Origin of the sequence: Actinomadura sp. NPDC048032 (assembly GCF_040653175.1) — a bacterium.
Taxonomy (GTDB): Bacteria; Actinomycetota; Actinomycetes; order Streptosporangiales; family Streptosporangiaceae; genus Spirillospora; species Spirillospora verrucosospora.
The window spans coordinates 1-23,816 of sequence record NZ_JBEZJP010000090.1 but is presented as its reverse complement, the minus strand read 5'-3'; the positions used below and the strand labels follow the sequence as shown (position 1 = coordinate 23,816).

Here is a 23,816-nt window from a genome sequence, read left to right as displayed (position 1 = left end):
ACTGGAAGGACCGCGACAGTGCCATCTGACACGGCGCCCGTCGAGAACGCGCCCGCCGACGCCGGGCCGCCCGAGCCGAACCACGTCCTGGAGTTGAGCTGGAGGGGGAGCTTGGTGACGTCTGCGTAGCTTGTTGGAGAAGGCGCTTTTTGCGGGTGGCGCTGGTCTGTGGCGGTGAGGCTTGCGGGAACGGTGTCGAGCGTCGTCCGGCGGCGTGGCTTCGACTGTGGCGGCCGTGGGTTGGGTGGGTCGGTGACCAAGGGGGGTTGGGGGGTGATGGCTTCTGGGGCGGGCTGAGTCGGCGGCCGGTTCGGGGTGGATGGTCTTTGCGGGTGGTTCTGGGCCCGGGGGTTAGGTCGGGTGGGTTAGGAGGGTGGGGAGGGGGATGTTGGTGGTCTGGGTCAGCCAGCCGAAGCCGCCCAGGCCTGAGGGGTCGGTCAGTTCCGCGTCTTCGCCCGCGTGGCAGAGGGCGGCCACGTAGGCGCGCGGGTCCCGGTGGGCCAGGTCGAGGGGTGGGCGGGTTCCCGAGAGGCCCAGGGCGCGGAGGGCCTCGCGCTGGGTCGTCAGGAGGCTGGAGGTCGCGCCGGCGCGGCGGCCGGCGACCAGGCAGGCGTCGAGTGCGACATGGGCGGTGACGTCGCACGATCCGTCCGGGACGGCGGGGACGGTCGCGCCGTCGCGGTAGCCGGTCAGCGTCCCGTAGACGGGGCGGGACTCGCGGGAGTGCGAGTAGTCGACGGCGAGCGCGAGCCCGGCGGACAGGCGGCCGATCACGGAGGCCCAGGCCGCGCAGCGCGGGTGCCCGATCTCGGCGCGGTCGCCGGGTTCGGCGAGCGGCCACCACAGATCCAGCCAGCCGGTGTCTTCGGCGGACGGCGGCGGCCCCGGCCGCTCGGTGCCGGTGAAGGGGTCGACCAGCACGGTCCGGACGCCCTCGGGGGTGCGTTCCACCACGTCCAGCGGCACGTTGTCGAGCCACTCGTTCGCGACGGCGAGGCCGGTGATGCGGGCGGGCAGGTCGGGGCGCCAGACGATCCGGGACGGGACGTCGGCGGGGCGCGGCGCGAGTTCCACCGCCGTCGGGACGAGCCGGGCGTCCAGATCCGGCGGCACGCAGGCCAGGATGTTGCCGAGCAGGCGGCCGGAGCCGGCGCCGATGTCGACCACGTCGAGCCGGTCGGGGTGGCCGAGCAGGGCGTCGACCTCGACCAGCAGGCGGGCGATGGCGGCGGCGAACCGCGGCGAGGCGTGCACCGAGGTGCGGAAGTGCTCGGCGGGGCGTTCGCGCCGGTAGAAACCGTCCTCTCCGTACAGGGCCCGCTCCATCGCGGTGCGCCACGTCAGCCATCCGGAAACCAGCGACTCCACGACTGCGACGTTACCGTGGGTGGCGGGCCATCCTTGCGGTGGACGCGGGTCCGACCTGCGGCTGATCCAGGAGTGACCTGCGGGTACGTACGCTGTCGGCATGGTGGCGAGCACATGGGAGTGGCTGCGGGGCAAGAAGCCGCTCGTCGACGCCTTCTTCGCGCTGCCGGTCGTGTTCTTCTCGGTGCCGTCGCTGCTGGTGGGGCCGAGCGGGATCGGCGCCGGGCCCTACGTGCTGCTGACCTTCGCGCTGGCGGGGCCGCTGGTGCTGCGCAGGACGTTCCCCCGGACGGTCTTCGCCGTCGTCGCGCTGGTCTCCTGCGTCCAGTGCGTGGTGGGGCAGATCCCGGTGCCGGCGAACGTGGCGGTCCTGATGGGGCTCTACACGGTCGCGGCAGGGTGCACGTTCCGCTGGGGGCTCGCGGCGGCCCTGATCGGCGAGGTGGGCGCGGTCATGGTCACCTACCGCTACCCGAGCGGCGCCGATGACCGGAAGTTCACGTTCGTCATGATGACGGTGCTGGTGGCGGGCGTGTACGTCCTCGGCCTGCACATGCGCACGCGGCGGGCGTACCTGCGTTCGGTGGAGGAGCGGGCCGAGCGGTTGGAGCGCGAGCGTGACAACGAGGTCAAGGTGGCGATGGCGACCGAGCGCGCCCGTATCGCCCGGGAGCTGCACGATGTGGTGGCCCACAACGTCAGCGTGATCGTGGTGCAGGCGGACGGCGCGTCCTACGCCATCGACACCGATGTGGGGCGGGCTCGGCAGGCGCTCGACACGATCTCCTCGACGGGGCGGCTGGCGCTCGCGGAGATGCGGCGGCTCCTCGGCGTGCTGCGCGAGGACGACGACGCGGGGGCGTACGCGCCGCAGCCGGGCGTGGCGCAACTGGACGAGCTGGTCGAGCAGGTCCGCGCGGCCGGGCTGCCGGTGGAGTTCGAGGTCGACGGCGACCCCGAGGCCATGTCGGAGGGGCGCCAGCTCACCGTCTACCGGATCGTCCAGGAGGCGCTGACCAACACGCTCAAGCATGGTGGCCCGCGGGTGAGCGTGTCGGTGCGGCTGTCCTACTCCGGCGACGCGCTGGAGATCCGGGTGGTCGACGACGGCCGCGGGGCGGCCGCGCCCGACGACGGCCGCGGCCACGGGCTGGCGGGGATGCGCGAACGCGTCGCCGTGTACGGCGGCACGGTCACCGCCGCCCCGCGCACCGGCGGCGGTTTCGAAGTGGCGGCGGTCCTCCCGGTGCGCGAGGAGGTCGCCGCGTGACCGGCGGCGGGCGTGACCAGGGCTTGCGGCGTCCCTCGCCGGGTGTGCGGGGAGTCGCGGACAGGGAGATGGCATGACGGACGTGGCGGCCCCCATCCGGGTGGTGCTCGTGGACGATCAGGAGCTGGTGCGGGCCGGGTTCAGGATGGTGCTGGACGCGCAGCCCGACATCGAGGTCGCCGGGGAGGCCGGGGACGGGTTGCAGGCGCTGGACCTGCTGCGGAACACGCGGGCGGACGTGGTGCTGATGGACGTCCGGATGCCGCGGATGGACGGGATCGAGGCGACGCGGCAGGTGGTGGCGCGGTCCGGGCCGAAGGTCGTCATCCTGACCACGTTCGACCTGGACGAGTACGCGTTCGCCGCGATCAAGGCGGGCGCGGGCGGGTTCCTGCTGAAGGACGCGGGGCCGGCGCAGCTCATCGAGGCGATCAAGGCGGTGCACTCGGGGGACGCGGTGGTGGCGCCGAGCACGACCAAGCGGCTGCTGGACCGGTTCGCGGTGCATCTGCCGGACGCCGAGGAGAAGGCGGTCGGGGCGCTGGAGAGCCTGACCGACCGGGAGAACGAGGTGCTGCGGCTCGTCGCGCGCGGCATGTCGAACGCGGAGATCGCCGGTCGGCTCTACGTCTCGGAGGCCACGGTGAAGACCCATATGGGGCGAATCCTGATGAAGCTCGGCGTGCGCGACCGGGTGCAGGCCGTCGTGTTCGCTTACGAGACAGGTCTGGTCAAAAGCGGTCAGACCGGCCCATCCGCATAATGCCTTGATCAGTCCATGATCATCATTTGGCGGCATCCTGGGCCGCCCATTCGATCTTCATTAACGTAGCCGGGTAACTACCGTACGCGACGCCGTTCTCAGCGGGCGACGTCGGCAATGTCACCTCGGGCACTGCTAAGCCCAACGTACGGGAGGACTCTCGTGTTCAAGAAGCTTGCCGCCACCGGCATCCTCGGCTTCGCCATCGCCGGCTCCGCCCTCGCAGCGGCGCCCGCGTACGCCGCCACCTACGGTGGCGGGTGGGATGACCACGGCAAGGGCCACCACCATGACAAGGGTCACCACGGCAAGGACCATGACGAGAACTGGTTCAGCCACAACAGCACCAGCGGCAACTTCGGGATTCTCAACGGGACCCAGGTGATCGCGCCGATCTCGGTGCCCATCGACGTCTGCGGCAACGCCATCGCCGTCGTCGGCGGTGCGAGCGCCCACTGCAAGGGCGGCGCGTCCGTCAACTACGGGCACTGACACGCACTGGACGGGCCTGCCACCCGTCTTCGAGGCGCCGGAGACCGACGATGTCTCCGGCGCCTTCGCACGTCCGGCCCCGCTCCGGCCGGCTCTACGAGCGTCAGGGCGGGCGCCATGGGGCCTCGGGCAGGGTCGGCGGGTGGAGGGACGGACGCGTACGACTCAGGTCGTACGCGGGCGAGCCGGATGGCCTTGAGAGTGAGGCCGAGCGTGGCCGCCGGGTCGATGGCAGGGACGGCGCTGGTTCCTAGCGTGGAGCGCGTCCATCCACGACCCGAAGGAGTCACCGTGACCAGCACGTTCGCCGAGCCGCCCGGGGGATCCCCCGCCGCCGGGGCGCCGCCGGCCGTCAGAGCCGAGGGCGTGTCCAAGGTGTACGGGTCGGGTGACGCGGCCGTCCACGCGCTCCGCAGGGTCGGCGTCGGGTTCGCCAGGGGCGCGTTCACCGCGATCATGGGGCCGTCCGGGTCGGGGAAGTCGACGCTGATGCACTGCCTGGCCGGGCTGGACACCGTCAGCGGCGGGCGGATCGTCCTCGGCGACGCCGAGATCACCGGGATGGGCGACCGGCAGCTGACCATGCTGCGCCGCGACCGCGTCGGGTTCGTGTTCCAGGCGTTCAACCTCCTGCCGACGCTCACCGCCGAGCAGAACATCCTGCTGCCCATGGAGCTGGCCGGCCGCAAGCCCGACCGGGCGTGGTTCGAGCGGGTCGTCGACACCCTGGGCCTGCGGGAACGGCTCGGGCACCGGCCGAGCGAGCTGTCGGGCGGCCAGCAGCAGCGAGTGGCGTGCGCCCGCGCGATCGTCGCCCGGCCCGAGGTGATCTTCGCGGACGAGCCGACCGGCAACCTCGACTCCCGCGCGGGCGCCGAGGTCCTGGGGTTCCTGCGCTCCTCGGTCCGCGAGATGGGGCAGACGATCGTGATGGTCACCCACGACCCGGTGGCCGCCTCGTACGCCGACCGGGTGGTGTTCCTGCGGGACGGGGAGATCGTTTCGGAGATCTTCCAGCCGACCCCGGACACCGTCCTGGACCGGCTGAAGGGCCTGGGCGCGTGATGCTGCGGACGACTCTGGCGGGCCTGCGCGCCCACAAGCTGCGGCTGCTGCTCACGGCGGTGGCGATCACCCTCGGCGTCGGCTTCATCTCGGGGACGTTCGTCCTGACGGACACGCTGGACGAGGGCGTCTCCAAGACGTTCGCCAGGTCGGCCGACAAGGTCGACTACGCGGTGCTGCCCAAGAGCGACGACACCGACAAGGGCGTCCCGCCGGCGCTGCTCGGACAGATCAAGGCGCTCCCCGGGGTCACGGACGTCCAGGGAGCCGTGAAGGGGGACGCCGCCCTCGTCGGCAAGGACGGCAAGGCGGTCGGCGACTTCCCGACGGTCGGGATGTCCGTGCCGTCCGGACGTCTCCTGCGCTACGACGTCGAGAAGGGGCGTCCCCCGTCCGGCGGGGGCGAGACCGTGCTCGACACCCAGCTCGCCAAGCGGGAGGGCTACTCCGTCGGGAACGCGGTGACGGTCCTGGACCACGGGAACCGGCCGCACCGGTTCACGGTCGTCGGACTGGTCGACTTCGGCATCGACCAGGAGGCGAGCTTCCGGGGAGCCGTGGGCTTCGACCCGGCGACCGCGATGCGCATGACCGGCGAGAAGACCTATCGCGAGCTCGACGTCGCGGGCGGGTCCGGGACCGCCGTCAGGGCCGCCGCGGGAGGCGCCTACCGCGTGTACACGGGCGAGGAGCTCGGCGCGCGGCTGGCCAGGGCCGCCGGCGCCGACACCAAGATCATTAGAACCGGTCTGCTGATCTTCGGGCTGGTCGCGATGCTGGTGTCCGCCCTGGTCATCTACAACACGTTCTCGATCCTGATCGCCCAGCGCATGCGGGAGATGGCGCTGCTGCGCTGCGTCGGCGCGACCCGCCGGCAGGTGTTCGGGAGCGTGGTGGCGGAGTCGGCCGTCGTGGGCCTGGTCGGCTCCCTGCTCGGCCTCGTCGCCGGGGTCGGCCTCGGCGAGGGCGCGCTGGTCGTGGTCAGCAAGCTGAACGAGCGCGTGGCCGTCGCCGGGCCGTCCCTGGCGGTGCGGACGGTCCTGGTCGGCCTGGCGGTCGGGATCGTGGTCACGGTCCTGTCCGCGCTGCTGCCCGCCCGCGCGGCCACCCGGGTCTCGCCGGTCGCCGCGCTGCGCGCCGACCTGGAGCCGGGCGCCGGACGGTTCAGGCTCGGCCCGGTGCGCACCGTCCTCGCCGTCCTGCTGGGCGCCGCGGGGCTGGCCATCGGCGGTCTGGGCTCGCTCGGCATGGAGAAGGGCGAGACCGCGATGTACGCGGTCGCGTTCGCCGGCGGAGTGTTCTTCCTCGGTGTGATCGCGGCGATGCCGGCGCTCGTGCGTCCGCTCGGACGGGTCGCGGGCGCGGTCCCGGCGCGGCTCGGCGGCGTCCCGGGACGGCTGGCGGTGGCGAACGCGCAGCGCGCGCCCCGCCGCACCGCCACCACGACGATCGCGCTGACCGTCGGCGTCGGGCTGATGAGCCTGTTCGCGGTGGTCGCGGCGAGCGGCAAGGCGACGGCGGCGCAGAAGCTGGAGGAGCAGTTCCCCGTCCAGTTCCAGATCCGGCCGCAGAGCTTCGACGGGACCCTCCCGCACGCGCTGGCCGAGACGCTGCGCACCCGGCCCGAGGTCGCCGCCGTGGTCGAGACCCGGCGCAAGGAGACCCGGGTCGGCGGCGACGAGGCCGACATCTCGACGATCACCACGTCGGCGCTCGGGAAGATCCTCAAGCCGGAGTTCGAGCACGGGTCGCTGGACGCCGCCCTGAAACCCGGCACGGCGATGGTGGACGAGAAGACGGCCGAGACGGCCGGCCGGGCGATGGGGGACACGCTGCGGGTCCGGACGGCGAACGGCGCCGTCCCCGTGAAGATCACCGCCGTCTACGCGGCGGGCGCGGGCCTCGACGGGATCATCGTCCCGGAGCGGGACTTCACCCGGTACTTCGGCGCCGTGGACCCGGCGGGGATCTACGTCAAGACCCGCGACGACGTGCCCGCCTCCCAGTCGCGCCGGGTCGTGGACGCGGCCGCGCGCCCCTACCCGGCGGCGAAGGTCTCCTCGTCCGCCGAGTTCGAGGAGACGATGACCAAGGCCATCGACACGGTCTTGATGATCTTCGGTGGGCTGCTCGGGCTGGCGATCGTCATCGCCCTCTTCGGCATCGCCAACACGCTGACCCTGTCGGTCGTGGAGCGCACCCGCGAGTCGGCGCTGCTGCGCGCCCTCGGCCTCACCAAGCGCCAGCTGCGCCGGATGCTGTCGGTGGAGGCGCTGGTCATGGCGGTCATCGGCGCGGCCACCGGCGTCGTGCTCGGGGTCGGCTTCGGCTGGGCCGCGACGAACGCGATGGCGAGCGACTCGGTCTTCTCGCTGCCCTACCTGCAGGTCGTCGGGTTCGTGGTCCTCGCGGGCGCGGCCGGGACCGCCGCGGCCGTGCTCCCCGCGCGGCGCGCCGCGAAGACGTCCATCGTGGAGTCCCTCGCGCATGACTGAATGGGGGCGGGGTGACGATCGTCACCCACCGGACCGCGCGGCCGGGTCCCGCGGGTAGCCTGGTGCGCGCACGTCCGGTACCTACCTGAGGACTGGAACGAACCGATGGACCCACAGGTCACCCCTTCTTCCGGCACGCCCGGAAACGGGACGGGCCCCGGTACGGGAGCAACCCCCGACACCGCCCGGAAGAGCGCTGTCTCTGGTGGGGGGGCGACCCCCCACACCCCCCGGAAGAGCGAGATGGAGACCCCGGAGGACCGCCCCGCGCGCCTCGCGGTCGGCGTCGTCGGCGCCGGCCGCGTCGGCACGGCGCTCGGCGCCGCGCTGGCCCGCGCGGGCCACCGCGTCGTCGCCGCGGCCGCCGTCTCGGAACGGTCGCGGGCCCGCGTCGAGGAACGCCTCCCCGGAGCCGACGTCGCCACCCCGCAGGACGTGGTCGCCGCCGCCGACCTCGTGCTGCTGACCGTCCCGGACGACGAGCTTCCCGAGCTCGCGACCGGCCTCGTGTCCGCGGGCGTCCCGGTCACCGGCAAGCTCGTCCTGCACACCAGCGGCCGCTACGGCACCGCCGTCCTGGACCCGCTCACCCGCGCGGGCGCGCTGCCGCTGGCCCTGCACCCCGTGATGACCTTCACCGGGCGCCCGGACGACGTGAACCGGCTCACCGGCATCTCGTTCGGCGTCACCTCGCCGGAGCCGCTGCGCCCGGTCGCCGAGGCCCTCGTCCTGGAGATGGGCGGCGAACCCGTCTGGATCACCGAGGAGGCGCGCCCGCTCTACCACGCGGCGCTCGCCGGAGGCGCGAACCACCTGGTCACGCTGGTCGTGGAGGCCATGGACCTGCTGCGCGCCGCAGGCGTGGCCGAGCCCGGCCGGATGCTCGGTCCGCTCCTCGGCGCCGCCCTCGACAACGGGCTGCGGCTCGGCATCGACGGGCTCACCGGGCCCGTCGCGCGCGGGGACGCCGGGACGGTGGCGGGCCACGTCGAGGAGCTCGGCAGGGTGTCGGCGGAGAGCCGCCGCGCCTACATCGCGCTGGCCCGCCTCACCGCCGACCGCGCGCTCGGCGCCGGACTGCTCAAACCCGAGGACGCCGAACGGCTCCTCGAAGCGCTGGCCGACTGAGGGCCCCGGCCCGCAGACGGCTCCGACCGACGAACAGCTCTCCGACCAGCAGACACCTCCGACCGACAGACAGGGCCCGGCCGAAGGCACCGGCCGACCGGACAGGAAGGGAACGGCATTGGTTTCTGGCGTTTCCGGCGAGCGCGGCCCCGGCCGGCGCCCGCCGTCGCGTGAGGGGACGGACGCGTCGTGACACCGATCGTCGCGCGCACGCGCGAGAAACTGGCGCAGGCCCGGTCGAAGACCGGGGGGACGCTGGCGCTCGTCCCGACCATGGGCGCCCTGCACGAGGGGCACCTGTCGCTGATGCGCGAGGCCCGCCGCAGGGCGGACGCGGTCGCGGTCAGCGTCTTCGTCAACCCGCTCCAGTTCGGGCCGGGCGAGGACTTCGACCGCTACCCCCGCACGTTCGCCGCCGACCTGGAGGCATGTGCCGCCGAGGGCGTGGACTTCGTGTTCGCGCCGGCGCGCGAGGTCATGTACCCGGAGGAGCCGCAGGTCACGATCAAGTCGGGGCCCATGGGCGAGGTCGTCGAGGGGGCAGCGCGTCCCGGCCACTTCGACGGGATGCTCACCGTCGTGCTGAAGCTGCTCAACCTCGTCCGCCCCGACGTGGCGGTCTTCGGGGAGAAGGACGCGCAGCAGCTCGCGATGATCCGGCGGATGGTCGCCGACCTGAACGTCCCCGTGGAGGTGATCGGCGCGCCGACCGTCCGCGAGCCGGACGGGCTGGCGCTGTCGAGCCGCAACCGCTACCTGTCCGCCCCCGAACGCCGGACCGCGCTCGCCCTCTCGCGCGCCCTCCGGGCCGGGGCCGGCGCCGCCGCCTCCGGCCCGGACGCCGTCCTGGCGGCCGCGCGCGCCGTCCTCTCCGAGGCCGAGGCCGCCGACCCGCCCCTCGCCCTGGACTACCTGGTCCTCGTCGACCCGTCGACCTTCACCGAGATCACCGGACCGCACTCCGGCCGGGCCGTCCTCGCCGTCGCGGGCCGCGTCGGCGCCACCCACCTCATCGACAACGTTCCCCTCCAGCTCGGCAAGGAGCACTGATGTTCCGGACGATGTTCAAGTCGAAGATCCACCGCGCCACGGTGACCCAGGCGGACCTGCACTACGTCGGCTCGCTGACCATCGACCAGGACCTGATGGACGCCGCCGACCTGCTGCCCGGCGAGCAGGTCTCGATCGTCGACATCGACAACGGCGCCCGCCTGGAGACCTACCTGATCGCAGGCGAGCGCGGCTCCGGCGTCATCGGGATCAACGGCGCCGCCGCCCGCCTCGTGCAGCCCGGCGACCTGGTCATCATCATCAGCTACGCGCAGATGACCGACGCCGAGGCCCGCGAGTTCGTCCCCGCCGTCGTGCACGTCGACCGCTCCAACAAGATCATTTCGCTGGGCTCGGACCCGGCCGAGCCGGTGCCCGGCACCGGCACGACCCGGGGCGACCTGATCCGAAACTGACCTTCGGCGGGGGCCGGGGGTCCGGCCGCTCCGGGGTTAGGGTCATAATGACGAGAACCGACCCCGGAGGAGGGCTCGTGATCCCTTCCGTTCTGCACGCCCCCGCGCCCGGCTGGACCGCCGACGCCGACGTCGTCGTCATCGGGTCCGGCATCGCCGGCCTGGTCGCCGCGCTGCGCTGCCGCCCCCACGGCCGGGTGCTGCTCGTCACCAAGGCCCTCCTGGACGCCGGGTCGACCCGGTGGGCGCAGGGCGGCATCGCCGCCGCGCTCGCGCCCGACGACACCCCCGAGGAGCACCTGGCCGACACCCTCACCGCGGGTGTCGGCGTCTGCGACGAGGACGCCGTCCGGGCCCTCGTCACCGAGGGGCCGGACGCGGTCCGCAGCCTGATCGACCTCGGCACGGCCTTCGACCGCTCCGGCGGCGACATCGCGCTCACCCGCGAGGGCGGCCACCACCGGCGCCGCATCGCGCACGCGGGCGGGGACGCCACCGGCGCCGAGATCAGCCGCGCCCTGCTCGCCGAGCTCAAGGACTCGGGCGTCGAGGTGATCGAGCACGCCCTGGTCCTGGACCTGCTGAAGGACGCCGCGGGACGCGCCGCGGGCGTCACCCTGCACGTCATGGGCGAGGGGCAGCCCGGCGGCGTCGGCGCCGTCCGCGCCCGCGCCGTCGTGCTCGCCACCGGCGGGCTCGGCCAGGTGTTCACCGCCACCACCAATCCCGAGGTCTCCACGGGCGACGGCGTCGCGCTCGCGCTTCGCGCCGGGGCGAAGGTCACCGACCTGGAGTTCGTCCAGTTCCACCCGACCGTGCTGTGGCTCGGCGAGGGCGCGACCGGACAGCAGCCGCTGATCTCCGAGGCCGTCCGCGGCGAGGGCGCGCACCTGGTCGACCACGCCGGCGTGCGCTTCATGACCGGACGCCACGAGCTCGCCGAGCTGGCCCCCCGCGACGTCGTCACCAAGGGGATCATGACCCGGATGCGCGAGACGGGCGCGTCCCACATGCTGCTCGACGGCCGCCACTTCGGCGCGGCGATGTGGGAGACCCGGTTCCCGACCATCCTGGCCGCGTGCCGCCACCACGGCATCGACCCGGTGACCGAGCCCATCCCGATCGTGCCCGCCGCCCACCACGCCAGCGGCGGCGTGCGCACGGACCTGCACGGCCGCACGTCCGTCCCCGGCCTGTACGCCTGCGGCGAGGTCGCCTGCACGGGCGTCCACGGTGCGAACCGCCTCGCCTCCAACTCCCTCCTGGAAGGCCTGGTCTTCGCCGCCAGAATCGCCGAAGCCCTCTCGGACGACCTCCCCGCCTCCCACCCGCGCGGCCCCCTGGCTCCTGCCGCACCAGCCCCTGACCTCCTTTCGAACCACACACCCACCACCCCGCCACCCCTGGAGCAGGCCGCGCCAGCCCCCGAGCAGGCCGAGCCAACCCCTGTGCAGGCTGTCTCGGCCCCAGCGCAAGCTGTTCCGGTGCCCGCGCAGGCTGCTCCCGCTTGGGGTCAGGCCGCGCCGGCCCCCGAGCAGGCCGTCTCGGCGAGGCATGAGGGCGCCGTCTCGGCGACCGGGCAGGCCGGTCCGGTGCCTGGGCAGGGCCTGGCGGGAGCCGTGCAGGACGTGTACGGAGCCACGGGTGGGGAGTCGGGCGGGTTGCTGGAGCCGGCGTTGCGGGGGGAGATTCAGCGGATCATGACCTCCTACGCGGGGGTCCTGCGGCGGGCCGACGGGCTGGAGGCCGCGGCGCGCGAACTGGAGGGGCTCGGGCGCGGGAGCGCGGAGCCCGGGGTGGAGGCCTGGGAGGCCACCAACCTGTACACCGTCGCGTGCGCGATCGTGGCGGCCGCGCGGCGGCGGGAGGAGACGCGCGGGAGCCACTGGCGGGAGGACTTCCCCGAGCGCGCGGACGGGACGTGGCGCGGCCACCTCGTCACCCGGCTGGCGGGGAACGTCCTGACGACCACCTACGAATCTCTGGAAGGAAAGCGCTCATGACACCGGAACTCTCGCAGAGGCTGACCGCCGCAGGGCTGGATCCACAGGCTGTGGAAAACCTCGTCCGGACGGCGCTGGCCGAGGACGGCGAGGTCGACGTCACCAGCACCCCGATCTTCGCGCCGCAGGACACCGCGAGCGGGGAGCTGAGGGCTCGCGAGGAGGGCGTCGTCGCGGGCGTCCCGGTGGCGTGCGTCGTCTTCGAGCTTCTGGACGTCGCCTACGAGGCGGAGGTCGAGGACGGCGACCGCGTCGTGCCCGGGCAGGTCCTCATCGCGGTCAGCGGCGCGACCCGGGCGATCCTCAGGGCGGAGAGGACGGCTCTGAACCTCCTCACGCACCTGTCCGGAATCGCGACCGCCACCCGCCGGTGGATGGACGCCATGGAGGGCACCAAGGCGAAGGTCCGCGACACCCGCAAGACCCTTCCCGGCCTGCGGGCCCTGCAGAAGTACGCGGTGCACTGCGGAGGCGGCGTCAACCACCGGATGGGCCTGCACGACGCCGCGCTCATCAAGGACAACCACATCGCGGCGGCCGGCGGCGTCACCAAGGCGTACGAGGCGATCCGCGCCGTGTACCCGTCCCTCCACGTCCAGGTGGAGTGCGACACCCTCGCGCAGGTCGAAGAGGCCCTGGGGGTGGGAGCCACGAGCATCCTGCTCGATAACATGACCGACGCCGAGATGACCGACGCGGTCCGGCTCGTGGCAGGGCGGGCGGAGCTCGAGGCCAGTGGTGGCCTTACCCTGGAGCGGGCCCGAGACGTCGCCGTGACCGGGGTGGACTACCTTGCCGTCGGCGCGCTGACGCACTCGGCGCGCGTGTTCGACATCGGCCTTGACTTCACCTGAACAGCGGGGACCTGATGCTGCTGACCATCGACGTCGGTAACACCCAGACCGTTCTCGGTCTCTTCGAAGGCGACGAGGTGATCGAGCACTGGAGGATCAACACCGATCCGCGGCGCACGGCCGACGAGATCGCGGTGGTCCTGCAGGGACTCGTCCAGCAGAGCCCGCTGCTGGCCGACACCGACATCAGCGGCATCGCGCTGTGCTCCACGGTGCCCTCCGTCCTGCACGAGATGCGGGAGATGTGCCGCCGCTACTACGGCGACGTGTCCGCGGTCATCGTGGAGCCGGGCGTCAAGACCGGCGTCCCCGTCCGGATGGACAACCCGAAGGAGGTCGGCGCCGACCGCATCGTGAACGCGCTCGCCGCCGTCCACACCCACGGCGGGCCGGCGATCGTGGTCGACTTCGGAACCGCCACCACCTTCGACGCGGTGTCCGCCAAGGGCGAGTACGTGGGCGGCGCGATCGCCCCCGGCATCGAGATCTCGATCGACGCGCTGTCCTCCCGCGGCGCGCAGCTCCACAAGATCGAGCTGGTCCGGCCGCGCAACGTGATCGCCAAGAACACCGTCGAGGCGCTGCAGTCCGGGATCATCTTCGGCTTCGCCGGCCAGGTGGACGGCATTGTCGAGCGCATGTCGGAGGAGCTCGCCGAGGACCCGGAAGAGGTCACGGTCATCGCCACCGGCGGCCTCGCCCCGCTCGTCCTGGAGGAGTCCCGCAGCATCGACGAGTTCGAGCCGTGGCTCACCCTCATCGGCCTCCGGCTGATCTACGAGCGGAACACTCCCTGACGTCCGCGCGAACTCGTTCGCCCGCACCGGACGGGCTGGATAGCCTTGCGATGTGAGTGACGAGACCTTCGACGAGCTCCCGGAGCAGATGCGCGTGCGCCGGGAGAAGCTCGACCGGCTCCGCGAGAGCGGGATCGACCCCTACCCGGTGACCTTCCCGCGGACGGCGACGACCGCCGAGATCCGCGCGAAACACACCGGCCTGGAGCCGGGCACCGAGACGGGCGAGAAGGCGGGCGTCACCGGTCGCGTCATGCTGATCCGCAACACCGGGAAGCTGTGCTTCGCCACCATCCGGGACGCCGGCGGCGACCTCCAGGTCATGCTGTCGCTGGCCAAGGTCGGGCAGGAGCAGCTCGACTTCTGGAAGCGCGAGGTCGACCTCGGCGACCACGTCGGCGTCGAGGGCGAGATCATCACCTCCCGCCGCGGCGAGCTGTCCATCATGGCGGACCGGTTCGCGATCACCTCCAAGTGCCTGCGGCCGCTGCCGGAGAAGCACGCCGGCCTGACCGACCCGGAGGCGCGGGTCCGGCAGCGCTACGTCGACCTGATCGTCAACGACGAGGCGCGGCGGATGGCGCGGCTGCGCAGCGCGACCGTCCGCGCGGTCCGCGACTTCTGGCACGAGGAGGGCTACCTCGAGGTCGAGACGCCCATGCTCCAGCCGATCCACGGCGGGGCCGCGGCGCGCCCGTTCAAGACGCACATCAACGCCTACGACATGGACCTCTACCTGCGCATCGCGATCGAGCTGTACCTCAAGCGGCTCGTCGTCGGCGGGATCGAGAAGGTCTTCGAGATCAACCGCAACTTCCGCAACGAGGGCGCGGACTCCACGCACAACCCCGAGTTCACGATGATCGAGGCCTACGGGACCTACCTCGACTACAACGACATGGCCGACCTGACCCAGCGGATGTACCAGAAGGCGGTCGTCGCCGCCCTCGACACCACCGTGGTCGTCCATGACGGCGTCGAGATCGACCTCGGTCTCGCGGAGTGGCCGCGGATCACCCTGTACGGAGCGGTGTCGGAGGCGCTCGGCGAGGAGATCACGCCGCACACGCCGATCGAGTCGGTGCGCAAGCTCGCGGACGCCCGCGAGATCTCCTGGGATCCGAAGTGGGGGCAGGGCAAGCTCGTCCAGGAGCTCTTCGAGGAGCTGGTCGAGCACACCCTCGTCCAGCCCACGTTCGTCATGGACTACCCGGTCGAGACGTCCCCGCTGACCCGCCAGCACCGCGAGGAGCCGCTGCTCACCGAGAAGTGGGACCTCATCGGGTTCGGCACGGAGCTCGGCACCGCCTACTCCGAGCTGGTCGACCCGATCGAGCAGCGCCGCCGCCTCACCGAGCAGTCGCTGCTCGCCGCGGGCGGCGACCCCGAGGCCATGCAGCTGGACGAGGACTTCCTGCGCGCCCTGGAGTACGCGATGCCCCCCACGGGCGGGATGGGCGCCGGCATCGACCGCATGATCATGGCGTTCACCGGCAAGGGGATCCGCGACACGATCCTGTTCCCGCTGGTCAAGCCCGAATGACGACCGGAAGGTCGCGCAGCCCCCGCAGCACGAGGTTGTCGCGGTAGACGAGGTCGCCGGCGGCGAGGGCCACGTCGCGCTCGAAGAGCTTGCCGAGCGCGACGCGGCCCTCCAGCCGGGCCAGCGGTGCCCCGAGGCAGAAGTGCGCGCCGTGGCCGAACGACAGGTGCTTCGGCGTGTCGCGTCCGTCGGCGTAGCGGAGGAGGTCCAGCCGGTCGGGGTCGTCGAAGACCGCCGGGTCCCGGTTGGCGGCTCCCGTCAGCAGGAGGACGAGCTTCCCGCGCTCGACGAGGGTGCCGTCCAGGTCGACGTCCTCCAGCGCGGACCGCAGGGTCAGCTGCACCGGCGGGTCGAAGCGCAGCAGCTCCTCCACCGCCGCCCGCGCGTTGTCCGGCCGCTCCCGAAACACCCGCAACTGCGCGGGATCGCGGAGCAGCGCCAGCGCGCCGTTCCCGATGAGGTTCACGGTCGTCTCGTGGCCCGCGACGAGCAGCAGGATGCAGGTCGCCAGCAGCTCCTGCTCCGACAGGACGTCTCCGCCGTCGGAAACCCCCACGAGAGCGCTCAGGAGGTCGTCGCGCGGCTCGGCCCGGCGCTTGGCGGCCAGCACCCGGAAGTACTCCGCGAACTCGTCGCGCGCGGCGTCCCGCTGGGCGATCTCGGCCTCCGGCAGCAGGAAGTCCGGGTCCAGGCCGCGCGCGAGGCTGTCCGACCAGCCCTTGAACAGGTCGCGGTCCTCGGCGGGAACGCCGAGCATCTCGCTGATCACGATGACGGGCAGCGGGTAGGCCAGCGTCGCGATCAGGTCGACCTCGCCGGAGAGCGGCCGCAGCAGCGTGTCGACGAGCTCCTCGACCCGGGGCCGCAGCCGCTCCACGAGCCGGGGCGTGAACGCCTTGCTGACGAGCCGGCGCAGCCGCGTGTGGTCGGGCGGATCCATGGTCAGGAACGACCGGTGCCGCGCCGGCATATCGCGCCACATGCGGCCGCCCGACGGACGGTGCCCGAACCGCGGATCGCGCAGGATCCGCTCGCACAGTTCGTGGGACGCGGTGACGCGCAGACCGACGTCCGTCCGGTGCAGGGGCTGACCGGCGGCTCGGAGCGTCCGGTAATGGGCGTAGGGATCGGCGCGGAACGCCGGGTCGCCCGGATCGAAGCCGAGTATCGCGGTCGCCCCGGCCTGCCCCGCCTGACCCGTCCTGTCCTCCATGCCTCCAGCGGACCCGAATCCTGGACGTGATGTCAACAGCGCCGGCCGCGGGGCGCTAAGCGCTTTCTCGGATCACGAGGTCGGGCCGCTGGACGACCTGGCGGTGCTGGTGGGACTTGCCTTCGCCGATCTCGGCCATCGCCAGCTCGGCGGCCTCCCAGCCGAGCTCGCGGCGCGGCTGGCGGACGGTGGTGAGCGGCACGGCGGCGCTCGCCGCGAGCTCGATGTCGTCGTAACCGATCACGGCGATGTCCTCGGGGACGCGGACGCCGAGCCGGGTCAGCTCGTTGATCAGGCCGATCGCGAGCAGGTCGTTGGCGCAGAAGACGCCGTCGGGCACGGGGGACATGGCCATGATCTGGTGCGCCGCGGCCTGCCCCTCCGTGGGGCTCAGGGCGTCCTTGACCAGGACCGGGGGCTTGCCGAGGCCCGCCTCGACGATCGTGCGGGCGGCCCCGTCGCGGCGCTCCACGCAGGGCTGCGGCTCGGGGATCCCGGTCACGAACGCGATGCGATCGCGTCCGATGCCGAGCAGGTACGCGGCGGCGGCCTCGCCGCCCGCCACGTGGTCGACCCGGGCGGAGCACACGTCGGAGGCGTCCCGGTCGATCAGCACCACGCTCATGCCCGCGGCGCGCAGCCGGGAGATGTCGCGGGGGCCGATCCCGACCGGGATGACCAGGGCCCCGGCGGCCCGCTGGTCGGCGAGCAGTTCCAGCAGGCGGCGCTCCTTGCGGGGGGAGTGGTCGCTGGACAGCCACAGGGCGTCGTGGCCCGCCGCGTTGAGCGCCGCCTCGGCGCCCCGGGCGACGTCGGTCGCGTAGGGGTTGGTGAGGTCCTCGACGAGGACGCCGAACGCCCGGCGCGGCTGGTCGCCGAACTCGCCCGCGGTCCGCTCGGGGCCCGTGCGGAGCCGGCGCGCGGACTCGTTGCGGACGAATCCGAGCTCCTCGATCGCGGCGCGGACGCGGTCACGGGTAGCTTCGGCCACGAGATCTGGCCGGTTTAGGACATTCGAAACGGTCCCAACTGAGACTCCAGCACGCCTCGCGACCTCACGAATACTGGTCTGTGGCAACTCGCTCCTCGTCCCGCTCCATGGGCGTTTTCCCAGGTAGTGGAGTTTGGCATGGCGGGGCGCCGAATGCACGGTCACACATGGTGAGCGATCGAGCACACAACGCTCTTGACCGGCGCTTGACGGGCCGGATCCGGCCGCCTAGCGTTCCGAGCCGAAGCGTAGCTTGAAACGATTCACGATCTTCGTTCACCGCGAGGACCGGTGGGTTCGGCGAGAGGGGACGGGCGGATGGCTGGCGATCACATCCCGTCTTTCTCGGCAGGCCAACGAGTGAATCGTCACCCGGAGTTCCCCCGTACACCCCCGCAATCGGCCATGCGGCCACCTCCGGCCAAGCGCGCGAGACAGAAAAGGAACCCGATGATCTAAGTCCGGAAGGGTCCGGACCCGGCAACCCAACGCGCGTACAGATCGAGGCCCAACCCGTGCCTGTGCAGCGGACGGCTGCATCCCCGCGGTCATCACCACGGACGAGGGAGGACGGAGTGGAAACAGCCACACTCGCACGTCGTGGCACCGACGATTTCGGGCTGAGCGAGGAAGAGATCCGGCTGCTCGCCCAGATCGCCAGCGGTGTCACCGCCGATGTGGCGGCACGCAAGCTGGAACTGAGCGCTCGGACCTTGCGGCGCCGGCTGCGGACGATCTGCGACCGGCTGGAGGTCAACACCCCTATCGAGGCCGTGGTGTGGGCGGCCCGGAGGCAGCTCATCTAGCGAGGCACCCCCGACGCTCGCCAGGGGACGGCGAGCGTCACCCGGAGAAACGGCGGTTGATCCGAATTCCGTCCACCCCCGCAGCGGCGGCGCCCGCGCCCTGGCAGGTAGGTCCCTGCAGGAGGCGTCGCCGCGGACGGCGTTCGGGCCTGACAGGCCACCTGACCCGCCCCGATCTCCGGCAGGCTTCATCCCTCACGACCAGACTGACCGGCCTACGCCGCGGCGATGCGTCACTCGACACCGCGGTCGGCCGGCACGCCATGCGTTGACCGGACTGGCCGGTCGTGCGACAGCGGAGTTCTAGGCGACGCGGACGCCGCCGGCGAAGGGGCGCCCGTCCATGGAGGCGATCTTCACGACGTCGCCGGTGTGCGGGGCGTGCAGCATCTTGCCGCCGCCGACGTAGATCCCCATGTGGTGCAGGTCGGCGTAGAAGAAGACGAGGTCGCCCGGCTGGAGCTCGCTGCGCGACACGTGCGTTCCGGCGTTCCACTGGCTGCCGGTGTAGTGCGGCAGGTTGATGCCGACCTGCTTGTAGGCCCACATCGTGAGGCCGGAGCAGTCGAAGGTGGTCGGACCGGCGGCGCCCCACACGTACGGGCGGCCGATCTTGCTCATCGCGTAGCGGAGCGCCTGCGCCGCCTTGCCGGTGCCGATGACGGGGAGCTTGGCGAGCTGGGTCGGGTCCTTGTCGACGAGCTTGCCGCGGATCTTCTCGTAGGCGTCGGTGATCTTCGTGCGCTGCGAGTCGAGCTGCGTCTTCAGTTCCTTCACCTGCTTGGCGCGGGCCTCGGCCGACTTGCGGGCCCGCTGGGCGGACTGCATGGCCTGCATCAGCCCGAGCACCTGGGTGCTGTCCTGCTTGGCGAAGTAGTGGAGGGTCGCGGCCTGGTCGAGGACGGACTGGGGGTCCTGGGAGGCGACGAACGACACCGTGGGGTCGGAACCGCCCTGCATGTAGCTCGTCGCCGCGAGGGATCCGACCTTCTGGCGGAGCGTCTCCAGCGTCTTCTCCTGCCGCTTGGCGTTCTCCGTGGCGACCTTGGCGGCGCGCTGCGACTGGGCGAGCCTGACCTTGAGCCCGTTGTACTGCTCGGTGAGCTGCTCCAGCTGGTCGGCGAGCTTGAGCGCCTTCGTCCTCAGCTCCTTGGCGGAGGGCTCGGGGTCGGCGTGCGCGACGGCGATCGTCTGCGGGGCGATCGCGTGCGGAGCGGCCGAAACGACGGCGAGCGCGCCGACCACGATGGTCGCGCGCCCCCGGAAGCGTGAAAGGGAAGCATGCCGCGATCGCTTCACGAATACTCCTCTCCTCAGCCGCCTACCGGGTCAGCTGACGGGTCGGGGCCGGAGCAGCCCGTCCGCGCCCGTGAGCGAACCGATCGCCCGCGGTCGCGGATTCACCCCTCGCATTCGGTCGCTCAGGGAGATCTCCCGAAACGCTCCGAAAGTGGGTCCCCGGCTCCTCGGGCAGCTGGTTGCGACCCGGGGGACTCGGCGGATCGGCCCCCGTCCTGCGGTGGGCCGACGTCAGCGCAGGACACTAACGGACCCCGCATTGGATGCCAACCAGAACATGCGAATTCGCAGGTCACGCGGCGCGGTGAACGAGGAGAACGCCGGGCGGACGCGTCCCGCGCGCGGTGTTGTGGCCCCCCTCTCGGACGACCCCGGGCAGTACCTGGCCCCTTTTATCTAGTCAGTAGCGCGCGCCGCCCGGCGCGGAAGGGTGGGAGGGCGTGCCCTGGTGCGCTGCGGCGTTCGATAATCTCGCCTGTTTGTGGAAGTCGTGATCCGGCGTGCCCGTACCGCCGACGTCCAGGAGATTCGCAGGCTCGTCGACCTGTACGCCGGGTCGGGGCGTCGCCTGCTGAAGAAGACGACGGTCAAGCTGTACGAGGACGTCCAGGAGTTCTGGGTCGCCGAGGACGTGCAGCACGGGACGCCCGGGCCGATCATCGGCTGCGGCGCGCTCCATGTCATGTGGGAGGACCTCGCGGAGGTCCGCTCGGTCGCCGTGGACAAGGGATGCGGCGGACGGGGAATCGGGCACCGCATCGTGACCCGCCTCCTGGAGAACGCGCGAGAACTCGGCGTCCGCCGGGTGTTCTGCCTTACCTTCGAGGTGGAGTTCTTCGCTCGCCACGGCTTCCAGCAGATCCTGGGGACTCCGGTGTCGCCAGAGGTGTACGAGGAACTTCTCCGCTCCTACGACGAAGGCGTGGCAGAGTTCTTGGACCTCGACCGGGTCAAGCCGAATACGTTGGGCAACACCCGGATGTTGCTTCGCCTGGAGGACTGACCCGAATGAGCGATTCCCCCCACCGCGGGCGGCCTTACCAGCCCCAGCAGGGGCAGGGTTCCTACGGCCCGCCCCCTCCGTACCAAGGTTCTCAGTGGCAGCAACCACAGCAGCCGTCCTCGCAGCAGCAGTGGGAACAGCAGCCCCAGCAGCAGTGGCAGACACAGCAGCAGCAGTGGAACCAGCAGCCCGCCTACGAGGACTACGGCTCCTACGACGGCGGCGGTTCCTACGACGGCGGCGGTGACGTGGCGCTGGCGCCCATTCACCGTAGGGCGGGCGCACGAATCATCGACAACGCGCTCGTCGCGGTCTTCGGGTTCGCACTCGTCCTGCCGGTGACGATCGGCGCGTTCGGTCTGGGCAAGCCGGGCAGCAAGACGGAGGACGAGGGTGGTGTGTGGAACTGGCCCATCATCTTCACCCTCTTCTGTGTCCTGTCTGTGCTGCCGTTCATCTATGAGGCCGTGCAGTTGTCCATGTGGGGACGGACGCTGGGGAAGCGTGTTCTGGGCCTGGGGGTCGTTCAGGCGAGGCCCGCGGGCACCCCGATCACCACGACGCAGGCTGTCTGGCGTGCCGGGATCACCCACGTCGGCTACCAGCTCGGCGTGTTCTTCTTCCTCGTCCTGGCGGTGATGGTGTGGGACTACGCCGCGTACGGGATGGTGCTGGTCTGGGCGGGCGCGCTGATGGCCTACCTGTGGGCGATCTGGGATCAGCCTCTGCACCAGTCGCTGCATGATCGCTTCGCCGGCACGCTCGTCATCGACGAGCGGGTCGGATATGACGAGTCCGAGTACTCCGAGTACGCGGGCTAAGGCCACGATGGCGGCAACGCTCGCCGAGCCGGGGCAGAGGCTCCTGGCACGCGTCGTCGACACGCTCGTCGTCGGAGTCCCCGTCGTTCTCGTCGTCCGCGAACTGGTGTCCGGGCACACGGCGGACGTCATCGCCCCGTCCGCCGTGGCCGGATGCATGCTGCTGTACGAGGCCCTCCAGCTCGCCCTCTGGGGGCGGACGCTCGGCAAGCGCGTCGCGGGCATCGAGGTGGTCGCTGCGACGGCTCAGGAGGCCCCTGAAGCGTCGCCAGAGGGGAGCGGCGGAGCGGGCGGGAGCGCCGGTCTCGGCGACGTGTCGGCCCTTCCCGTGTCCGTGCCGGGTTTCGTGCCCGTGGCGGCCCCCGAGCCCGCGGAGGCCGTCGCTCCCAACGGTGCTGAGGTCGTGGACGCGTCCACGCGCCCGGACGTTCTGCGCTGCGTTCTGCGGGCCGCCGTCTATTCGGTGCCGATCGGGCTGCGTCCGATTCCGGTACTCGGTCTGCTCGCGAGCGTCTTCTGGGTCGTGAACGCGGGGGCCCTGTTCGAGGGCAGTCGCCGCCAGGCTGTTCATGACAGGCTCGCGGGCACCCTCGTGGTAAAACGCCCGCGGCCCGAATCCTCGGCCTTCTGAGGCCCTCTCCGCCGCGCCGGGAGTGCGTGCGGGGTCCGATAACACCCGTCCGATACCGCGCACTCACGGGCGCGGCCGGACGCATGCCCTGGTCCACTCGCATGTGCCATACATGCTTTGGTCGAGATGGCCGCTGTTTCCGGACGTCCGAGGTGTCGACGGCATATGCCCGCTCGTTCTGGTTACGGTCCTGAAACCGGTGGGATGTGTCTCGTCCCGGACGTCGCCTCCGCTTTGACAGTTCCCTCCGATGGTGTTGCGGTGACCGGAACGACGCCGCTTGTCGGCGGCCGTGGACTTACTCCGGATGGCGAGCTCTCGCCCTTGGAACGGACCTTTCGTGCGGCATGCCGGTGGCGGCGGTGCGGCCGGAGGAGGGCTCCGCTCGGGGCGGCGGCGCCGGGCCGAAGAACTGGGGCCGGCGGTGGGATTGTGTCCAAATCTCCCGATTTCATGGCGATGGTGCTCGGTGTGCCGCATCCGCGTCCTGAGCAGGGCGTGGACTTCTCGCGGTCCGGCCGCGGCAACAGATTTCGGTGCGGGGCGCCCCGGCGTTATTCGTCCACATCCGCCGGTCCGGAGGTTGATCAGGTGCCGAGGTCGGCCGCGTATTCCAGTGCGGGCACGCGGTTAGTAGCGATACGGGAGGTTAATCGCCGCGCCGCCGCGTGCAAACCTGGACCAATGCGCGGACGGCGGTGCAGGTCAGCGCACCACCTCGTGACACCGGTCACCCCTGAAAACCCGGGCGCGCCGCCGCCGCTTGGAAATTCATGGACGCCCGGCCGGACCCAGCCGTGACCCGAGGGACGTGCGCACCCGAAACGACGAGGCCGATTACAGCCGGTAACGAGCGGCAAGGCGACTTCGTGCGAGTGTCGGTTCCGGTGGATGGCGGAATTGTCATCCGCGAAGTTCTAGGTATATCTTTGTCACTCGATTGGAGTTTGCTCAAGCTGAAAGGTCTGTCCCCATGGCACAGAAGGTTCAAGTGCTTCTCGTCGACGACCTCGACGGTGGCGAGGCGGACGAGACCGTAGCGTTCTCGATCGACGGCGCCTCCTACGAGATCGACCTCAGTGGCGCCAACGCGACGAAGCTGCGGGAATCGCTGCAGCCGTTCGTTGAGAAGTCCCGTAAGGCGGGCACGGTCAACCGCCGCCGCCGGCAGCGCGGCGCGTCCAGCCGTGAGCGCAGCGCCGAGATCCGCGCCTGGGCCAAGAACAACGGCATCAAGGTCAATGAGCGCGGCCGCATCCCGGCCCACGTGATCGAGCAGTACGAGGCGGCCAACTGATCCCGCCCGGACCGCACGCGGCCCGTCTTCGTTCGCGAGGCGGGCCGTTCGCCGTTGGCGCCGTGAGTCGTCCCCGTTCGCGGGACGGAGTCGTTCGCTTGTGGCGTAGCGCCTGTGCGGTTCGGCGAGTCCGCCGTGAGGTACACAGGGCGCGCGGGTGGAAACTCCACCCCCATTCGGCACTCTCGGCCCGCGCCTTGACGGACCTGCGGAAAGCCCCTCGTTCGCTTGGGGCGTAGCGGGAACATGACGCACCGATGCGGTAGTTGGATGAGACTGAACAGCGCATAGCTGGGGAACGTCTCCTGGTGGGAGTGCACCGGGCGGCCTCCTCGGGGCGGGCTAGCATGCGGAAGGACAGTTCCGGACGTTCCGGACTCTGCCCAACCGCTCTGTGAGGAGCGACGAGATGTTCGAGAGGTTCACCGACCGCGCGCGGCGGGTTGTCGTTCTGGCTCAGGAAGAGGCCAGGATGCTCAACCACAACTACATCGGTACCGAGCACATCCTC

At 71.5% G+C, this 23,816-nt stretch carries 22 protein-coding genes and 1 riboswitch; of the genes, 18 read left to right on the top strand and 4 right to left on the bottom strand.

The features are described 5' to 3' along the window. Positions 1-351 precede the first annotated feature (351 nt). A complete protein-coding gene (locus AB0C69_RS15105; RefSeq protein WP_360353761.1) occupies positions 352-1,368 on the bottom strand; it encodes an SAM-dependent methyltransferase in 1,017 nt (338 codons plus the stop codon). Positions 1,369-1,468: 100 nt separating this feature from the next. Between AB0C69_RS15105 and AB0C69_RS15100 the strand changes: the two genes are divergently transcribed. From AB0C69_RS15100 to lysX, 12 genes are all read left to right on the top strand, one after another. After that, on the top strand, positions 1,469-2,638 hold the full coding sequence (locus tag AB0C69_RS15100; protein ID WP_360353759.1) for a sensor histidine kinase: 1,170 nt from the start codon (positions 1,469-1,471) through the stop codon (positions 2,636-2,638). Between the two features lie 73 nt (positions 2,639-2,711). Then, the gene (locus tag AB0C69_RS15095; RefSeq protein ID WP_345179770.1) at positions 2,712-3,401 is read left to right on the top strand and encodes a response regulator transcription factor; all 690 of its coding nucleotides are present in this window, start codon (positions 2,712-2,714) and stop codon (positions 3,399-3,401) included. A 162-nt stretch (positions 3,402-3,563) separates the two neighbouring features. Continuing rightward, positions 3,564-3,893 carry a chaplin family protein gene (locus AB0C69_RS15090; RefSeq protein ID WP_345179772.1) on the top strand — a complete coding sequence of 110 codons (330 nt, stop codon included), beginning with the start codon at positions 3,564-3,566 and terminating at the stop codon, positions 3,891-3,893. Between the two features lie 291 nt (positions 3,894-4,184). Next, positions 4,185-4,958, top strand: coding sequence for an ABC transporter ATP-binding protein (locus tag AB0C69_RS15085; RefSeq protein ID WP_360353756.1), 774 nt, complete (start codon positions 4,185-4,187; stop codon positions 4,956-4,958). Beyond that, entirely contained in the window at positions 4,958-7,453 is a 2,496-nt protein-coding gene (locus AB0C69_RS15080) for an FtsX-like permease family protein (protein WP_360353754.1), read from the top strand. Before AB0C69_RS15085 ends, AB0C69_RS15080 begins: the two co-directional genes overlap by 1 nt. A 243-nt stretch (positions 7,454-7,696) precedes the next feature. Then, complete coding sequence (locus AB0C69_RS15075) at positions 7,697-8,581, top strand: DUF2520 domain-containing protein (protein ID WP_360353752.1); 885 nt, start codon at positions 7,697-7,699, stop codon at positions 8,579-8,581. A 189-nt stretch (positions 8,582-8,770) separates the two neighbouring features. Then, on the top strand, positions 8,771-9,631 hold the full coding sequence (gene panC, locus AB0C69_RS15070) for a pantoate--beta-alanine ligase (RefSeq protein WP_360353750.1): 861 nt from the start codon (positions 8,771-8,773) through the stop codon (positions 9,629-9,631). After that, positions 9,631-10,047 carry an aspartate 1-decarboxylase gene (gene panD, locus AB0C69_RS15065; protein ID WP_360353748.1) on the top strand — a complete coding sequence of 139 codons (417 nt, stop codon included), beginning with the start codon at positions 9,631-9,633 and terminating at the stop codon, positions 10,045-10,047. The genes panC and panD overlap by 1 nt, the downstream gene beginning before the upstream one ends. A gap of 77 nt (positions 10,048-10,124) precedes the next feature. After that, the gene (locus tag AB0C69_RS15060; RefSeq protein ID WP_360353746.1) at positions 10,125-12,050 is read left to right on the top strand and encodes an L-aspartate oxidase; all 1,926 of its coding nucleotides are present in this window, start codon (positions 10,125-10,127) and stop codon (positions 12,048-12,050) included. Next, positions 12,047-12,904 (top strand): carboxylating nicotinate-nucleotide diphosphorylase, encoded by an 858-nt coding sequence (gene nadC / locus AB0C69_RS15055; protein ID WP_360353744.1) that lies wholly within the window; start codon positions 12,047-12,049, stop codon positions 12,902-12,904. The genes AB0C69_RS15060 and nadC overlap by 4 nt, the downstream gene beginning before the upstream one ends. Before the next feature lie 14 nt (positions 12,905-12,918). Continuing rightward, positions 12,919-13,701: a type III pantothenate kinase gene (locus AB0C69_RS15050; RefSeq protein ID WP_345179783.1), complete on the top strand. Its 783-nt coding sequence runs from the start codon at positions 12,919-12,921 to the stop codon at positions 13,699-13,701. 88 nt (positions 13,702-13,789) lie between these two features. Further along, positions 13,790-15,244 carry a bifunctional lysylphosphatidylglycerol synthetase/lysine--tRNA ligase LysX gene (gene lysX, locus AB0C69_RS15045; protein ID WP_360353766.1) on the top strand — a complete coding sequence of 485 codons (1,455 nt, stop codon included), beginning with the start codon at positions 13,790-13,792 and terminating at the stop codon, positions 15,242-15,244. Here the strand turns inward: lysX and AB0C69_RS15040 are convergent. Continuing rightward, positions 15,231-16,457: a cytochrome P450 gene (locus AB0C69_RS15040; protein WP_360353741.1), complete on the bottom strand. Its 1,227-nt coding sequence runs from the start codon at positions 16,455-16,457 to the stop codon at positions 15,231-15,233. The genes lysX and AB0C69_RS15040 overlap by 14 nt on opposite strands. Before the next feature lie 55 nt (positions 16,458-16,512). Next, positions 16,513-17,607 carry a LacI family DNA-binding transcriptional regulator gene (locus AB0C69_RS15035; protein WP_360353739.1) on the bottom strand — a complete coding sequence of 365 codons (1,095 nt, stop codon included), beginning with the start codon at positions 17,605-17,607 and terminating at the stop codon, positions 16,513-16,515. Positions 17,608-18,023: 416 nt separating this feature from the next. On the opposite strand from AB0C69_RS15035, the gene AB0C69_RS15030 reads away from it, so the two are divergent. After that, on the top strand, positions 18,024-18,254 hold the full coding sequence (locus AB0C69_RS15030) for a LuxR C-terminal-related transcriptional regulator (protein WP_021591725.1): 231 nt from the start codon (positions 18,024-18,026) through the stop codon (positions 18,252-18,254). A gap of 303 nt (positions 18,255-18,557) precedes the next feature. On the opposite strand, the gene AB0C69_RS15025 is transcribed toward AB0C69_RS15030, so the two are convergent. Continuing rightward, positions 18,558-19,553, bottom strand: a complete 996-nt coding sequence (locus AB0C69_RS15025) for an NlpC/P60 family protein (protein ID WP_345179787.1) — start codon at positions 19,551-19,553, stop codon at positions 18,558-18,560. Between the two features lie 3 nt (positions 19,554-19,556). After that, positions 19,557-19,764: riboswitch (cyclic di-AMP (ydaO/yuaA leader) on the bottom strand. A 264-nt stretch (positions 19,765-20,028) separates the two neighbouring features. Here AB0C69_RS15025 and AB0C69_RS15020 point away from each other — a divergent pair. The 5 genes from AB0C69_RS15020 to AB0C69_RS15000 form a co-directional block, all read left to right on the top strand. Next, positions 20,029-20,556: an amino-acid N-acetyltransferase gene (locus AB0C69_RS15020; protein ID WP_345179805.1), complete on the top strand. Its 528-nt coding sequence runs from the start codon at positions 20,029-20,031 to the stop codon at positions 20,554-20,556. 5 nt (positions 20,557-20,561) lie between these two features. Further along, a complete protein-coding gene (locus tag AB0C69_RS15015) occupies positions 20,562-21,377 on the top strand; it encodes an RDD family protein (protein WP_345179789.1) in 816 nt (271 codons plus the stop codon). Between the two features lie 7 nt (positions 21,378-21,384). Beyond that, positions 21,385-22,008, top strand: a complete 624-nt coding sequence (locus tag AB0C69_RS15010; protein WP_360353736.1) for an RDD family protein — start codon at positions 21,385-21,387, stop codon at positions 22,006-22,008. 973 nt (positions 22,009-22,981) lie between these two features. Further along, positions 22,982-23,305: an Lsr2 family protein gene (locus AB0C69_RS15005; RefSeq protein ID WP_089316904.1), complete on the top strand. Its 324-nt coding sequence runs from the start codon at positions 22,982-22,984 to the stop codon at positions 23,303-23,305. A gap of 409 nt (positions 23,306-23,714) precedes the next feature. After that, on the top strand, positions 23,715-23,816 hold a 102-nt coding region (locus tag AB0C69_RS15000; RefSeq protein ID WP_360353763.1), incomplete at its 3' end, for a Clp protease N-terminal domain-containing protein.